The organism is Janibacter terrae NBRC 107853 (genome assembly GCF_001591405.1).
In the GTDB taxonomy this organism is placed as follows: Bacteria; Actinomycetota; Actinomycetes; order Actinomycetales; family Dermatophilaceae; genus Janibacter; species Janibacter terrae.
In genome coordinates this window covers 246,071-260,883 of record NZ_BCUV01000002.1, presented here as the reverse complement: position 1 = coordinate 260,883, position 14,813 = coordinate 246,071, and the positions used below count along the sequence as shown (strand labels likewise).

Annotated in this window: 14 protein-coding genes; 5 read left to right on the top strand and 9 right to left on the bottom strand. The window is 72.6% G+C overall.

Annotation, left to right across the window (positions count from 1 at the left end):
• Positions 1-43 precede the first annotated feature (43 nt).
• Together JT1_RS01325 and JT1_RS01320 are read left to right on the top strand one after the other, a co-directional pair.
• Positions 44-889: a PIG-L family deacetylase gene (locus JT1_RS01325; protein WP_068321770.1), complete on the top strand. Its 846-nt coding sequence runs from the start codon at positions 44-46 to the stop codon at positions 887-889.
• The gene (locus tag JT1_RS01320; protein ID WP_082807390.1) at positions 886-1,953 is read left to right on the top strand and encodes a lysylphosphatidylglycerol synthase transmembrane domain-containing protein; all 1,068 of its coding nucleotides are present in this window, start codon (positions 886-888) and stop codon (positions 1,951-1,953) included. Before JT1_RS01325 ends, JT1_RS01320 begins: the two co-directional genes overlap by 4 nt.
• On the opposite strand, the gene JT1_RS01315 is transcribed toward JT1_RS01320, so the two are convergent.
• The 3 genes from JT1_RS01315 to JT1_RS01305 are packed head-to-tail and all read right to left on the bottom strand — an operon-like array spanning position 1,954 to position 4,808.
• Positions 1,954-2,745, bottom strand: a complete 792-nt coding sequence (locus JT1_RS01315) for a type 1 glutamine amidotransferase (RefSeq protein ID WP_082807389.1) — start codon at positions 2,743-2,745, stop codon at positions 1,954-1,956.
• Positions 2,742-4,085 carry a Mur ligase family protein gene (locus tag JT1_RS01310; RefSeq protein ID WP_068321767.1) on the bottom strand — a complete coding sequence of 448 codons (1,344 nt, stop codon included), beginning with the start codon at positions 4,083-4,085 and terminating at the stop codon, positions 2,742-2,744. The genes JT1_RS01315 and JT1_RS01310 overlap by 4 nt, the downstream gene beginning before the upstream one ends.
• A gap of 24 nt (positions 4,086-4,109) precedes the next feature.
• Positions 4,110-4,808 carry a lysophospholipid acyltransferase family protein gene (locus JT1_RS01305; protein ID WP_082807388.1) on the bottom strand — a complete coding sequence of 233 codons (699 nt, stop codon included), beginning with the start codon at positions 4,806-4,808 and terminating at the stop codon, positions 4,110-4,112.
• A 30-nt stretch (positions 4,809-4,838) separates the two neighbouring features.
• On the opposite strand from JT1_RS01305, the gene JT1_RS01300 reads away from it, so the two are divergent.
• The gene (locus JT1_RS01300; protein ID WP_169701789.1) at positions 4,839-5,306 is read left to right on the top strand and encodes a hypothetical protein; all 468 of its coding nucleotides are present in this window, start codon (positions 4,839-4,841) and stop codon (positions 5,304-5,306) included.
• A gap of 24 nt (positions 5,307-5,330) precedes the next feature.
• Here JT1_RS01300 and guaA read toward each other — a convergent pair whose 3' ends face one another.
• From guaA to JT1_RS01270, 6 genes are all read right to left on the bottom strand, one after another.
• Positions 5,331-6,932: a glutamine-hydrolyzing GMP synthase gene (guaA, locus tag JT1_RS01295; RefSeq protein WP_068322481.1), complete on the bottom strand. Its 1,602-nt coding sequence runs from the start codon at positions 6,930-6,932 to the stop codon at positions 5,331-5,333.
• Between the two features lie 9 nt (positions 6,933-6,941).
• Positions 6,942-7,289, bottom strand: a complete 348-nt coding sequence (locus JT1_RS01290; RefSeq protein ID WP_068321760.1) for a DUF3817 domain-containing protein — start codon at positions 7,287-7,289, stop codon at positions 6,942-6,944.
• A complete protein-coding gene (locus JT1_RS01285) occupies positions 7,286-8,035 on the bottom strand; it encodes an SURF1 family protein (RefSeq protein WP_068321757.1) in 750 nt (249 codons plus the stop codon). Before JT1_RS01285 ends, JT1_RS01290 begins: the two co-directional genes overlap by 4 nt.
• A gap of 9 nt (positions 8,036-8,044) precedes the next feature.
• A complete protein-coding gene (locus tag JT1_RS01280; RefSeq protein WP_169701788.1) occupies positions 8,045-9,841 on the bottom strand; it encodes a GMC oxidoreductase in 1,797 nt (598 codons plus the stop codon).
• A 5-nt stretch (positions 9,842-9,846) separates the two neighbouring features.
• Entirely contained in the window at positions 9,847-11,439 is a 1,593-nt protein-coding gene (locus JT1_RS01275) for a succinic semialdehyde dehydrogenase (protein WP_068321752.1), read from the bottom strand.
• A gap of 66 nt (positions 11,440-11,505) precedes the next feature.
• Positions 11,506-12,627 (bottom strand): GuaB3 family IMP dehydrogenase-related protein, encoded by a 1,122-nt coding sequence (locus tag JT1_RS01270; protein WP_068321749.1) that lies wholly within the window; start codon positions 12,625-12,627, stop codon positions 11,506-11,508.
• Between the two features lie 51 nt (positions 12,628-12,678).
• Here JT1_RS01270 and JT1_RS01265 point away from each other — a divergent pair, with 51 nt between their 5' ends.
• Both JT1_RS01265 and JT1_RS01260 read left to right on the top strand, forming a co-directional pair.
• Positions 12,679-14,427, top strand: a complete 1,749-nt coding sequence (locus JT1_RS01265) for a DHA2 family efflux MFS transporter permease subunit (RefSeq protein WP_369407425.1) — start codon at positions 12,679-12,681, stop codon at positions 14,425-14,427.
• Positions 14,428-14,519: 92 nt separating this feature from the next.
• Entirely contained in the window at positions 14,520-14,813 is a 294-nt protein-coding gene (locus tag JT1_RS01260; protein WP_068321743.1) for an antitoxin, read from the top strand.

Below are 14,813 nucleotides of genomic sequence, written 5' to 3'. Positions count from 1 at the left end.
GGGTCCAAGGGTGCCACGCGGTGGTGTGGCAGGGTTTCACCCGATGGACGAGCCGACCCGCACGCTCGTGGTCTTCCACGCGCACCCCGATGACGAGGCCCTGCTGACCGCGGGCACCATGGCGCGCGCCGCCGCAGCGGGGCACCGCGTCGTCCTCGTCGTCGCCACCGACGGCGCGCTCGGGCTCACCGACGAGGCCTCCTTCGGGACGAAGGGGGATGCCCTCGCCTCGACCCGCAGCCGGGAGCTGGCGGCGAGCGCCCGTGCGCTCGGCGTCGCCCGTACCGTCGAGCTCGGGTACGCCGACAGCGGGAGCGGGCCGCAGGTGTCGGCCGACCCGCCGGGCGGACGACGCTTCGTGCGGGTCCCCGTGGACGAGGCCGCCGAGGCGCTCTGCGGGATCCTCCTGCAGGAGCGCGCGGACGTCCTCACGACCTACGACCCCCGGGGCGGCTACGGCCACCGTGACCACGTGCGGGTCCACGAGGTCGGGGCCCGCGCGGCGGAGCTCGCCCGCGAGCGCGGCCTGCCCGTGCGGGTGCTCTGGGCGACGGTCCCCCGTGACCTCATCTGCCGCGCCATCGACCTGGTCGCCAGGGTCTACCGCTTCCCGCCCGAGTTCGACCGCAGCAGCTTCGACCGCGCCTTCGTCGCCGGCGCCGAGATCACCCACCGGGTCCCGGTGCGCGGCTTCGCCGCCGCCAAGCGGGCGTCCATGCGCGCCCACGCGAGCCAGGGCGCCGACTCCGGCGGCGGGGACCGCACGCTCGGCATGCTCGTGCGCATCCCGCGGCCGCTCTACGACCTCGTCTTCCGCCGCGAGTGGTTCGTCGACCCCGACGTGCCGGCCGGGACGACCCGGACCGACGTCTTCGAGGGGCTGGCATGACGGCCGCGCCGGGCGAGCCGGTGGCGGCGACGACCCGGAGGACCTCCCCCGTCGTCCGGGGGGCGCAGGTCGTCCTCGGCCTCGGGCTCGCGGTCGTCATGCTCTGGTGGGGCCTGCCGCACTTCGCCAAGACCTCCTGGTCGGAGGTCCTCGCCGTCCTCGACACCGTGCCGCTGTGGAGGGCCGCTCTCTTCGTCGCGCTCGTCCTGAGCGGGCTCTACTGCTACACCTTCGTCATGACCGGCGCGATGCACGGACTGGGTCACGTGCGCGCGCTCATCCTCAACGTCTGCGGCTCGTCCGTGTCCAACCTGCTGCCCGGTGGCGGCGCGGTCGGCCTCGCGGCGACCTACTCGATCGCCAAGTCCTGGGGCTTCTCCGCCGCGAGCGTCACGACGATGGCCGTCGTGACCGGCGTGTGGAACGTCCTGGCGCGGGTCGCCCTGCCGATCATCGCCGTCCTCGCGCTGGCCTGGGGCGCCACCGACCTGCCCTCCGCGATGCGGGAGGCCGCGTGGGCCGCGGTGCTCTCCGGCACGGCGATCGCCGTCCTCTTCGCGGTGGCCATCGGCACCGACGCGGGTGCCCGCCGTCTCGGCCACGGCATCGACCGTCTCGTCCGCCTCGTGCGGCGGGGGCACGGGGACTCCGTCGAGCGGGGCCTCACCGGCATGCGCGAGCGCACGGCCGACACGGTCCGCACCGGCTGGCTGCAGATGACGCTCGGCATGGTCGGGTTCTTCGGCCTGTACTACGTGCTCTTCCTGCTGTGCACGGACACGACCGGCATCGAGCTGCCCTTCGGTCAGCTCTTCGCCGCGTACGCGATCGGTCGGCTGCTCACGGCCGTCGGCGTCACGCCCGGAGGGCTCGGGGTGACCGAGACGGGTACCGCGGCCGCGCTCGTGGCGTGGGGCGCCGACCCGGCCGCGTCGATGGCGGGGGTCGTGCTCTTCTCGATCTTCACGCACTTCCTCGAGATCCCGCTCGGGGCGCTCGGGTGGGTGGCGTGGAGCCTCATGCCCAAGGCCAGCGCCCGGGAGCTCGCCGAGACCGAGGCCTGATCAGCCGAGCAGGCGGCGCACCTGGCGCGTCTGCGCCTGCCCGGCCACCTCGTCGTCGAGCGCGCCCGGCTCGAACTCCCGCCCCGTCGCCGACTCGGCCGCCCACCCGATGAGCGTGTCCGCGAGCTGCGGGTTGGCCGGGAGGATCGGGCCGTGCAGGTACGAGCCGATGACATGGCCGGTGATCGCGCCCTCGGTGCCGTCGTTGCCGTTGTTGCCCAGGCCGTGTCGCACCCGGCCGAAGGGAGCCTGCCCCGCCCCGAGCGTCGTGGATCCCGAGTGGTTCTCGTAGCCGACGACGTCACCGTGGTCGGTGGAGAGCACGACGGGGCCGATCATCCGCTTCTCGTTGCCCTGGGTCGTGACGTCGAGGATGCCCAGGCCGGGCAGGCGCTGGCCCTGCACGGTGATGAAGGCATTGCCGAAGAGCTGGTACATCCCGCAGATCATGAGCATCGGCGTGCCGTCGGCGGCCAGGGCGCGCAGCCGGTCGGCGATCCGCTCGAGGTCCTCCTCCACCTTCGCCTGGCCGGAGTCCTGGCCGCCGCCGCCGACGAGCAGGTCGACCTGCTCGGGCAGGTCCTGCCCGGGGTGGTGCTGGTGGACGACGGGCACGTACCCGTGGCGCCGGATCCGCGAGGCGAGACACCGGGTGTTGCCGAGGTCGCCGTAGATGCTCATCTCGCGCGGGTAGAGGTGCACGAGGTGGATCTCGCCCTTGCCCTCGCTGCCGGGCTCGGCCGGCAGGTCGGAGCCGGCGGGCTCGCCGAGGATCGTGATGTCGCGGCTCATGCCGCACCTCCGGTGGGCTCGGGGGCGTCGACGCCCATCTCGGGCAGGTCGTACCGCTCCCCCAGCATGCGTCGCAGCGCGAGCATCGCCGTGTAGGTGCAGAAGATCCGCTTGGGCTCGTCGCGGTGCGCGGCGAGGAAGCCGTCCAGGGCTCGCGCGAGGTCGACCTCGGTCCCGCCGACGGGCACCTCGTCGTACTGCAGGCGCAGCGCCATGTCCCAGCCGCGCACGCCGCTGGTGACGGCGACGCCCTGGTCCCGCAGGGACTCGAAGCTCACGTCGTAGAGCCACGACACGTCGCGCCCGTCGGCGTAGTCGTCGTTGATCGCGATCATCGACGCGACGGGGGTCGACCCGTAGGTGCCGAGCGCGACCGTGAACCCGGCGGGGTTCTTGACCAGGACGAGCTCGAGCGGGGTCCCGTCGGCGTCGATGACCTCACCGCGGCCGAAGGGGGGCGACACCGTGCGCAGGGCCTGCTCCGCGGCGTCGGTGCGGAAGTCGTCGCCGAGCAGCGCGCGGGCGGTGGCGGTGGCGGCCGTCGCGTTGATCATCGCGGCGAGGCCACGCTGACGCAGCTCGACGGGGCCGACGGTGCCCCCTTCGCCGTGCTCGCCGAAGTCCACGCGCAGGCGCTGCTCGTCGAGCGGCACCAGGAGCGCGTCCTCGGCGGTGACCGCCGGTGGCGTCCACGCGTCGTGGGCGCGGGAGTCGTGCTCCTGCAGCTCACCGAGGCGCTCGGCGACGGACGCGTCGAGGCCGAACCACGAGACCCCCACGCCGGGGGTGAGGGTCGTCGCGATGCGGTTGACGAAGGGGTCGTCGCGGTTGAGCACGACCCCCCGGGTCGTCATGCCGGCGAGCTGCTCGAGCAGCCCCGCGGTGTGGTCGATCTCGGCGAAGCGGTCGAGCTGGTCGCGGGCGACGTTGAGCAGGAGGGCGTGCGTCGGTGCGACCGCCCGGGCGAAGTGCAGGGCGTGGGCCTCGTCGAGCTCGAGCACCGCGATGTCGGCCTCGAGCCGGCCGCGCAGCGGCATCTCGGCGAGCATCGCGGAGATCACCCCGCGGGTGAAGTTGCTGCCCGTCGGGTTGGTGAAGACCGTGCGCCCGTGCGCCCGCAGCAGCGCGACGAGCATCTTGGTCGTCGTCGTCTTGCCGTTGGTCCCGGACACGACGACGATGCCGCCCGGCACGTCCGCCAGCGCGTGCGCGAGGAACCCGGGGTCGATCCGCTCGGCGACGAGACCGGGGAGCGCGGAGCCCCCGGAGCCGCCGCCGCGGAGTCGGGCGGCACGGCGGGCGGCCTTGCCGGCGAGGGCGGCGACGGTGGTCTTCAGCACCGCGCCAGCGTACTCAAGCGTGCCTCAGGCCGAGTCGGGGCGGTTGGCGTAGTCGTCGGAGCGCTCTTGCGGGGAGCGCTGCGCGATCGCGTCCATGACCTCGTCGGTGATCGCGCGCAGCAGCCGGGCCTTGGTGTACTGCGCCTGCAGCGCGGCGACGTCGACCGGTGGCGCGAAGCGCACGGTGACCCGGTGCGGACGGATGCCGCGGGAGTCGACCGGCTGCGCCTTGTCGGTGCCGACGAGCGCGCACGGGACGACCGTGGCCCCGCTGGCCAGGGCGAGCCGCCCGACGCCGGTGCGTCCCTTGTGCAGCCGGCCGTCCCGGCTGCGGGTCCCCTCGGGGTAGATGCCGAAGGCTCCCCCGCGGGCCAGGTGCTCCTCGGCGAGCTCGATCGAGCGGGCGGCGGCCCGGGCGTCCGAGCGGTCCACGGGGATCATGCCGCCGAACTCCCCGAACCACAGCCGACCGAGCCAGCCGGAGACCCCGGTGCCCTGCACGTACTCGGCCTTGCCGAGGAAGCCGACCTTGCGGCCGGCCGCGATCGGGATGACCATGGAGTCCACGAAGCTCAGGTGGTTGCTCGCGATGATGACCGGACCGGTGGCCGGGATGTGCTCGGCGCCCTCGACCCGCAGGCGCAGGTAGGCGCGAAGGGGAGGTCCCACGAGGACTCGACGCAGGAGCCACTCGAGCCCGCGCATGGGGAGGTTGCCGTTCACCCGGCCAGAGTAGTCACTAGCCTCGCTGCCATGACGAACGTTCCACCGCCGCACCAGCCCCAGCCCCACCAGCAGCCGGTCATGCCGGTCACCGGGCCGCAGGCCGCGTTCCTGCAGCCGCCCGCCGGCCACGGCGCCCTGGTGCTCACCCTCCAGGGCAATGCGATGACCGCGGGGCTCACCCCGTCGGTCCACATCGACGGCTACCCGGTGCCGGGGGGCTTCGGACCCAACTTCTACCCCCTTCGCCCCGGGCGCCACCGCGTCGACGTGCACACCCAGTGGCTGCGGCAGTACGGGCAGGCGTCGATGGACCTCGACATCCGTGAGGGCCAGACGGTCCCCGGGTACTACGCCGTGCCGTGGCACCAGTTCACGACCGGCTCCATCGGCCACGTCAAGCAGACGCGCAAGGGACTCGGCGTGGTGCTCGCGCTCCTCGCGCTCGTCACCGTGCTCGTCCTCGGCTGCGCGCTCGGCGCAGCGCTGCTCGGCTGAGCGCGGCCCCCGGGGCGCCTGCGCTCACTCCCACTCGATGGTGCCCGGCGGCTTGCTCGTCACGTCGAGCACGACCCGGTTGACCTCTTCGACCTCGTTGGTGATCCGGTTCGAGATGTGCGCGAGGACGTCACCGGGCACGCGGGTCCAGTCGGCCGTCATGGCGTCCTCGGAGGAGACGGGGCGCAGGACGATCGGGTGGCCGTAGGTGCGGCCGTCGCCCTGGACGCCGACCGAGCGGACGTCGGCGAGCAGGACGACCGGGCACTGCCAGATCTCCTTGTCGAGACCGGCCGCGGTCAGCTCCTCGCGGGCGATCGCGTCGGCCCGGCGCAGGATGTCGAGGTTGGTCTCGGTGACCTCACCGATGATGCGGATGCCCAGCCCCGGCCCGGGGAAGGGCTGGCGGTCGACGATCGGGTCGGGGACACCGAGCTCGCGACCGACCTGGCGCACCTCGTCCTTGAAGAGAGCGCGCAGCGGCTCGATGAGCTTGAACTGCAGGTCGTCGGGCAGGCCACCGACGTTGTGGTGCGACTTGATGTTGGCCGCACCGGTGCCGCCCCCGGACTCGACGACGTCCGGGTAGAGCGTGCCCTGCACGAGCCACTTGACGGGGTGGCCCTCGTCGGCGCCCTCACCGACGACGTCGCGGGCCGCCTGCTCGAAGACGCGGATGAACTCGCGGCCGATGATCTTGCGCTTCTCCTCCGGGTCGGTCACCCCGGCGAGCGCGGAGAGGAACCGCTCCCGGGCGTCGACGACGACGAGGTGGACGCCGGTCGCGGCGACGAACTCCTCCTCGACCTGCTCGGCCTCGCCCTGGCGCAGCAGGCCGTGGTCGACGAAGACGCAGGTGAGCTGCTCGCCGACGGCCCGCTGGACGAGCGCGGCGGCGACGGACGAGTCGACGCCGCCGGAGAGGGCGCACAGGACCCGGTCCTCGCCGACGGTCTCGCGGATGGTCGCGACCTGCTCGTCGATGACGTTGTCCGCGGTCCAGTCGGGGGTGAGCCCGGCGCCGCGCAGGAGGAAGTTCTCCAGGACCGGCTGGCCGAAGGTCGAGTGCATGACCTCGGGGTGCCACTGCACGCCGTAGAGACGGCGCTCGTCGTCCTCGAAGGCCGCGACGGGTGCGCCGGACGTGCTCGCGGTGACCCGCATGCCCTCGGGGGCCTCGGTGACGGAGTCGCCGTGGCTCATCCACACCGACTGCTCGGCGGGCTGGCCGTTGAAGAGCGTGGACTCGCGGTCGCTGACCTGTGCGCGGGTCGAGCCGTACTCGCGCAGGCCGGTCCGCTCGACGGTGCCCCCGAGCGCCCGGACCATCGCCTGGAAGCCGTAGCACATGCCGAAGACGGGGACCCCGGCCTCGAGCAGCGCGACGTCCAGACCCGGGGCGTCCTCGGCGTAGACCGACGAGGGCCCCCCGGAGAGGATCACCGCGGCCGGCTCCTTGGCGAGGATCTCGGCCACGGGCATCGTGTGCGGCACGACCTCGCTGTAGATCTTCGCCTCACGCACCCGTCGGGCGATGAGCTGGGCGTACTGGGCGCCGTAGTCGACCACCAGGACCGGCGAGGTCTTGAGGGAGTCGGCCGGGGAGGTCTTGAGCGAATCCGTCACGCGCACAGGTTACCGGGGCGCGGTGAGCGGGCCGACCTCGCGCACGACCCGACGCTCCTCGACGAAGGCGAGGAACGGGATGCAGGCCAGCAGGAGGATGAGGACCATCCGCCCGACCGACCAGCCGACCTTGAACCCCAGGTTGGCCGTCGCCACCGCGAAGACCATGAAGATCAGGCCGTGGACGGGCGACCACCAGGTGAGCACGTCGTTGTCCAGGCCGTACTTGAGGACCATCTCGACGATGAGGACGAACATCGCCAGACCGGCGACGATCGCCGCGCCACGGAAGAAGGTCAGCGCACCCGCGATGGCCCGCGGGTGGGCTGCGGGTCGGGTCCTGTTGTCCGTGCTCACGTGCTCTCCTCCATCTGGACGGCGGCTGCCGTCTGCTCCGGGCGCGCCGCCTGGCGCACCATCTTGACCCACATCCACAGCGCGAAGACCGAGAACATCCACCACTGGAAGGCGTACATGACGTTGCGCCACTGCAGCGAGGTGTCCGGCAGTGGCGGGGGGACGCGCTGGACCCCCTTCGCCTCCGCCGTCCCGTCCTCCGTGACGGCGAACGCGAAGCCGTTGTAGATCTCGCCCGGCCAGACGTTGACGAGCTGGGCGACGTCGACGGAGGTCAGCTCGCCGTCCCGCACGCCACCGGTCTCGTCCGGGGCCTCCGCAGGAGCCAACGACCCGACGAGCTCGATCGTGCCCGACGGCGCCGCCGGTGCGTCCTCGCCCTCCGGGACCCAGCCGCGCACGACCGGCAGGTTGGCGCCGCTCTCCGCGACGACGAACCGGTCGAGGACCCACTCGACCGGCCGGCCGTCGAGTCGACGATCGAGGATGCGAAGGGGGTCCCCCACGTACTCGCCCCGCGTCGAGACCCGTTGCCCGGACCCGTCGTCGGGGAAGCCCTCGTGGGGGGCCACGACGTCGGCGAGCGGCCGCACCGGACGGTCCTGGACCTCGCGCACGGCGTCGGCGCGGGCCTCGTCGTGGGCGACGGACCACTGCCAGCGCCCGGCGGTGATGCCGAGGGCCACGAGGACCAGCGCCACGACGAGCAGCCCCAGCCAGCGGGGTCGAGCGGCGGTCCTGAGCACCCGCTCAGGCTACGTGAGCACTCCGGACGCCCTGGACACACCGTCGCGGACGGTGGGCACGGGCAGGGTCACCCTGGCGCTGGCGTGGGTGTACTCGCGCACCGCCGGCTGCCGGGCCACGACCGCGTCGACACGGCGGTAGGCCTCGCCCTGCGGCGGACGCGGGTCCGCGTCGCCGGCGTTGGGCCACATCGAGAAGGCCCGCTCCGACTGGGCGGTGATCGTCAGCGACGGGTTGACGCCGAGGTTCGCCGAGACCGCGGACCCGTCGACCACGCTGATGCCGGGGTGGCCCCACAGGCGCTGGTAGGGGTCGATGACCCCGGTCGAGGGAGAGTCGCTGATCGGGGCGCCGCCGAGGAAGTGCGCGGTGAGCGGGATGTCGAAGGCCTCGCTCCACGTGCCGCCCGCGTAGAAGGGCTGCCCGAGCCGCGACGAGAGCTGCTCGGCGATGACCTTGATGCCCTCGTGCCCGGCCGCGATGTACGTGGGGTTCTCCTCGCCGTGCCCCTGCCGGGACGTCAGCCGACGACCGCGGGGGCCCTGGGTCAGGTAGGTCGTCAGCGAGTTGTCCAGGGACTGCATGACCAGGCCGATGACCGTGCTGTCCGCGAAGTGGGTCCCCGGCGGGAACCACGCCCTGAGCGCGGGGAGGTTGCGCGGCAGGTCGGCAAGGAGCTTCAGGACGCGGGGGGTGCGCCCGGTCCTCGGCGGCGCCAGGAGCGTGGTCAGCAGGCCCATGGCGTCCGACCCGCGCCCGTAGCGGACGTTCTCGATGTGGGTGGCCTCGTCCGGGTGGAAGGAGGAGGTGATCGCCACCCCCTTCGTCAGGTCGTCCTCGCCGGTGGGCGGGGTGCTGGCGAGCGCGCCGACGAGGGCCTCCGAGTTGGTCCGGGTCAGCTCACCCAGCCGGTCGCTGGTGCCCGGCAGCTCGCCATCGGCCTTCATGGCGTGGAGCAGGTGCTGCGTGCCCCACGTCCCGGCCGCGACGACGACCTTGCCCGCGGTGACGACCCGCGCGCTCCGGTCACCCGGGGCGTCCGTGGCCTCGTGCCGCACCCGGTAGACCTCGTCGTGGCCCTCGGTCCCGGGCACGACGCCCACCCGGGTCACCGTGCGCATCGGGACGATCTGGACGCCCAACCCCTCGGCGAGGGCCAGGTAGTTCTTGACGAGCGTGTTCTTGGCGCCGACGCGGCAGCCGACCATGCAGTTGCCGCACTCGGTGCACGTCGTGCGGGTGGGCCCGGCGCCCCCGAAGTACGGGTCCGCGACGGTGCGCCCCTGCTGCTCGCTCGAGTCGTCGTCACCGAAGAGCACACCCACGGGCGTCTTGCGGAAGGTGTCGGCGACGCCCATCTCGGCGGCGGCGCTGCGCATGACGTCCTCGACGACGGACTCGCAGGGGTTGGTCACGACCCCGAGCATCGTGCTCGCCATGTCGTAGTGAGGCTTCAGCTCGGACTGCCAGTCGGTGATGTGGCCCCACTGGCGGTCCGTGAAGAAGACCTCCGGCGGCACGTAGAGCGTGTTGGCGTAGTTGAGCGACCCGCCGCCGACGCCCGCCCCGGCGAGGACCATCACGTCCTTGAGCAGGTGGATGCGCTGGATGCCGTAGCACCCGGCCCGGGGTGCCCACAGGAAGTTCTTCAGGTCCCAGCTCGTCTCGGCGAAGTCCTCGTCGGCGAAGCGTCGCCCGGCCTCGAGCACCATGACGCGGTAGCCCTTCTCCGCCAGGCGCAGGGCGGCGACGGAGCCGCCGAAGCCGGACCCGATGACGAGCACGTCGGTGTCGGTGGTCTGCACCGGGCTCACCTCATCCCTGCCGTCTTCATGAGGCGCAGGCCCGCGGTGAGGACCTTGGCGTGCACCCTGTCGCTCATCCCGAGGGCCGGGGCGATCGGCAGGAGGTGCTGCGCGGCGACGGTCTGCGCCTCGGTGTACTTCAGGATCCCCTCGGCTCCGTGACGGCGGCCCATGCCGGAGTCCTTCATCCCGCCCATCGGCGCGCCCATCGACGCCCACGCGGCGGCGTAGCACTCGTTGATGTTGACCGTGCCCGTGCGGATGCGGGCGGCGATCTCCCGGCCGCGGCGCACGTCCCGGGTCCAGACCGAGGAGTTGAGGCCGTAGTCGGTGTCGTTGACCAGCGCGATCGCGGCCGCGTCGTCGGCGACCCGGTAGATCGAGACGAGCGGGCCGAAGGTCTCCTCGTCCCGGCAGGTCATCGCGGAGGTGACGCCCTCGAGCACGGTGGGCTCGAAGACGAAGGGCCCGATCTCGGGGCGGTGGCGTCCGCCGGTGAGGATCCTCGCCCCCTTCGCCACGGCGTCCTCGAGGTGGGCGGTGACGGTGTCGAGCTGGGCCTGGTTCACCAGCGAGCCCATGTCGTACCCGTACTCGAGCGCCGTGCCGAGCGTCATGGCGTCGACCGCGGCGACGAACCGCGGGACGAACTCGTCGGCGACGGCCTCGTGGACGACGACCCGCTCGGTGGAGATGCACAGCTGCCCCGCGCTGGAGAAGCATGCCCGCACGGCGCCCTCGACGGCGCGGTCGAGGTCGGCGTCGGCGGCGACGTAGACGGAGTTCTTGCCGCCGAGCTCGAGGCTGAAGGAGACCAGCCGGGCCGCCGCCGACCGGGCGACACCGCGCCCCGTGCGGGTCGACCCGGTATAGCTGACGTAGTCGGTGGAGTCGACGACCGCCTGGCCGGCCTCCTGACCGGAGCCGAGGACCACCTGGAGGACGCCCTCGGGCAGGCCGGCCTCGCGCAGCAGCTCGACGCCGGCGAGCGCGGTGACCGAGCCCTGCTGGTCCGGCCGCAGGACGACGGCGTTGCCGGCCATGAGCGCGGGCAGCGCGTCGGTGATGGCCAGGCTCAGCGGGTAGTTCCACGGGGAGACGATCCCGACGACGCCCTTGGGGTGGTGGAGCACGCGGGTCTGCGTCAGCACCGGGTAGGCACCGGCGACCCGGCGCGTCCGCAGGTGCGCCTCGGCGGTGCGGGCGTAGTAGCGCGCGGCGAGCGCGGTGTCGAGGACCTCCTCGAAGGCCTGCTTGCGCACCTTGCCGGACTCGATCTGGACCAGGTCGAGCAGCTCGACCTGCTTGGCCAGGACCAGGTCGTGGAAGCGCAGCATGATGCGGCGGCGCTCGTCGAAGGAGGTCGCCGCCCACCGGGGCTGGGCCGCGCGGGCCGCGGCCACGGCCCGGTGGACGTCCTCGGTGGTCGACATCGGCAGCGAGGCGATCGGGCCGCCGGTGAGCGGCGAGGTCCGCGTGAAGGTCTCCGCCCGGGGTGAGGCCACCACCCGACTGGCGTACCGGCGGGTGCGGCCCGGGTCCACGGCGTAGGTGGCCGTCGGGTCCAGCTCAGGGTCAGCGATGATCTCCGAGGTCATTACCCAAGGGTAACCGTGCGCGCCGCCGCAGGCCATGGGGAGCGCCCCGGATGGGACGAAGGGGGATCAGCTCGGCTGGTGCGGCGCGACGACGACCTCGATGCGCTGCAGCTCCTTGACCTCGGTGTACCCGGTGGTGGCCATCGCCCGGCGCAGGGCGCCGATGAGGTTGGTCGAGCCGTCGGCCACCCGGCTGGGGCCGAAGAGGACCTCCTGGAGGGGCGCGACCGAGCCGACCTCGACGCGGGCGCCGCGGGGCAGCTCCGGGTGGTGCGCCTCGGCGCCCCAGTGGTACCCGCGACCCGGCGCGTCGGCGGCCCGAGCCAGGGCGGCCCCCAGCATGACCGCGTCGGCACCGCAGGCGATGGCCTTGACGATGTCGCCGCTCGTGCCGAGGCCGCCGTCGGCGATGACGTGCACGTACCGGCCGCCGGACTCGTCGAGGTAGTCGCGGCGGGCGGCGGCGACGTCGGCGACCGCGCTCGCCATCGGGGCGTGGATGCCCAGCGCCTTGCGCGTCGTGTGCGCCGCACCGCCGCCGAAGCCGACGAGGACGCCCGCGGCGCCGGTGCGCATGAGGTGCAGGGCCGCGGTGTAGCCCGCGGCGCCGCCGACGATGACGGGCACGTCGAGCTCGTAGATGAAGCGCTTGAGGTTCAGCGGCTCGGCGCGGCTGCTCACGTGCTCCGCGGAGACCGTCGTGCCCCGGATGACGAAGAGGTCGACCCCGGCGTCGACGACGCACTTCCAGTGCTGCTGGGTGTTCTGCGGGCTGAGGGCACCGGCGACCGTGACCCCGGCGGCGCGGATCTGCCTCAGCCGCTCGGTGATGAGCTCGGGCTGGATCGGCGCGGCGTAGATCTCCTGCATGCGGGCGGTGGCCACGGCCGGGTCGAGCGAGGCGATCTCGGCCAGGAGCGGCTCGGGGTCCGGGTAGCGCGTCCACAGGCCCTCGAGGTCGAGGACGGGCAGGCCACCGGCCTCGCCGAAGGCGATGGCCGTGGTCGGCGACATGACCGAGTCCATCGGGGCCGCGATGACCGGCATGTCGAAGTGGTAGGCATCGATCTGCCAGTCGAGCGAGACCTCCTCCGGATCGCGCGTGCGGCGGCTCGGCAGCACGGCGATGTCGTCGAAGGAGTAGGCCCTGCGGCCCCGCTTGCCCCGGCCGATCTCGATCTCGTTCACCCACCCACCCTAAAGGGCTTGGTCGTCGCACCCGCAGGGGCGCATACTTGCTTGGCCGATGCATGCATCTTCTGCCCCGGCCAGGGTGGCGACGAGGCCACCGCCTCCCCCTTCGCACCCCCTCAGGAGACCCCTGTGCCCGTCACCGCGCCCGACCCCTCCCTGCCACAGGAGTACCCGGAGAAGATCGACGCCGCCGTGCTCAAGGTGGCCGGTGTCGTCGTCCTCGGCGCCATCATGTCGATCCTCGACATCACGGTCGTCAACGTCGCCCTCCCCCACTTCCAGACCGACCTCGCCACGGGCCCCGAGCCGCTGCAGTACTCGACCGTCGCGTGGACCGTCACCGCCTACACGCTGGCCCTCGCCACGGTCATCCCGCTCACCGGCTGGGCGGCCGACCGCTTCGGCACCAAGCGCCTCTACCTCGCGGCCATCGCCTTCTTCGTGGCCGGCTCCGTGCTGTGCGCCTTCGCGCCGTCGATCGAGATGCTCATCGGCGCGCGCGTCCTGCAGGGCCTCGGCGGCGGCATGCTCATGCCGCTCGGTATGACGATCATGACCCGCGCGGCCGGCCCCCAGCGCATCGGCCGCCTCATGGCCATCCTCGGTGTCCCGATGCTCCTCGGCCCGATCGGTGGCCCGATCCTCGGTGGCTGGCTCATCGACAACGCCCACTGGCTGGGCCGTCCGAGCTGGACCTGGATCTTCCTGATCAACCTGCCGATCGGCGTCATCGCCCTGGCCTACGCCGCGATCGTCCTGCCCAAGGACCACACCGAGCCCACCGAGTCCCTCGACGTCGTCGGCCTGCTGCTCATGTCGCCCGGCCTGGCGCTCTTCCTCTACGGCGTCTCCTCGATCCCCGAGGAGGGCACGGTCAGCTCGCCCAAGGTCTACGGCACGGCGCTCGCCGGGCTCGTGCTCATCGCCGCCTTCGGGTGGTGGTCGATGCGCCCGAAGCACCCGCTGCTCGACCTGCGCCTGCTCGCCAACCGGCGCTTCTCCGTCGCGGCCCTGACGATGTTCCTCTTCGCCGCGGCCTTCTTCGGTGGCCTGCTGCTCATGCCCACGTACTTCCAGCAGGTGCGCGGCGAGAGCACGACGATGGCGGGCGTGCTGATGATCCCGCAGGGCCTCGGCGCCCTCATCACCATGCCGATCGCCGGCGCCCTCGTCGACAAGTACCCGGTCGGCCGCATCGTGCCCGTGGGCATCGCCCTGATCACCGGCGGCATGTTCGCCTTCACCCAGCTCTCCGCGGACTCCAGCTACTGGGGCTTCGTCATCCCCGCGCTCTTCGTCATGGGTCTGGGCATGGGCGCGACGATGATGCCGCTCATGACGAGCTCGCTCAAGGCCCTCACCGCCCACCAGGTGGCCCGCGGCTCGACCCTGCTCAACATCACCCAGCAGGTCGCGAGCTCCTTCGGTGTCGCCATCGCCTCCGTCGTCCTGACGCGTGGCTTCGAGGACCGCCCGCTCATCGGCCAGGCCCAGGCCTTCGGCGAGGAGAGCGCCCAGGTCAGCGACCCCAACGCGATGCAGCAGCTGCTCGCGAGGTTCCCCGAGGTCGCCCAGGTCCTCGGCCAGTACGCGACCGACCCGCAGGCGGGCGCGCAGGCGCTCGTGCACGCGGTCCGCGTCGACATGGCCGAAGCCTTCGCCGCGACCTACTGGGTCTCCGCCTTCATGTGCCTCGCGACGCTGCTCGTCGCGGCCTTTCTCCCGCGCAAGCACGAGGAGAGCCACCTGCTCGACGAGCAGACCCCCGAGGTGACCACGGTCGCCGTCCACTGACGGCTCGATGACGAAGGGGGGCGGCGCAGGAATCCTGCGCCGCCCCCCTTCGTTGTCATGCTGGAGTGACCACCGACAGATGAGGACGTCAGATGGCCAAGTTCAAGAACGCAGCAGCCATGCTCACCGCGCTCGAGGCCGCCCGGCAGTGGGCCCGGTCCAACCCGGACAAGGCGGGCACGTACATCGACCGGGCCGCCGGCTTCGTCGACGGCCGCACCAAGGGCAGGTACCACAAGCACGTCGAGGGCTTCTCGCGGACCGCGAAGAAGAACCTGACCGGCAGCCAGACGGTGACCGGGTCGACCGTGCACGGCTCGAACGGGAACGCCGCGACGCCGCCCCCGCCGCAGGACAAGCGCTTCTTCCCCGACGGGCGCGCCTGA

Coding starts and splice junctions, on each gene's coding strand:
- JT1_RS01320 (WP_082807390.1), top strand. CDS start 886: ATGACGGCCGCGCCGGGCGAGCCGGTGGCGGCGACGACCCGGAGGACC.
- JT1_RS01275 (WP_068321752.1), bottom strand. CDS start 11,439: ATGACCTCGGAGATCATCGCTGACCCTGAGCTGGACCCGACGGCCACC.
- JT1_RS01315 (WP_082807389.1), bottom strand. CDS start 2,745: ATGAGCCGCGACATCACGATCCTCGGCGAGCCCGCCGGCTCCGACCTG.
- JT1_RS01260 (WP_068321743.1), top strand. CDS start 14,520: ATGGCCAAGTTCAAGAACGCAGCAGCCATGCTCACCGCGCTCGAGGCC.
- JT1_RS01325 (WP_068321770.1), top strand. CDS start 44: ATGGACGAGCCGACCCGCACGCTCGTGGTCTTCCACGCGCACCCCGAT.
- JT1_RS01300 (WP_169701789.1), top strand. CDS start 4,839: ATGACGAACGTTCCACCGCCGCACCAGCCCCAGCCCCACCAGCAGCCG.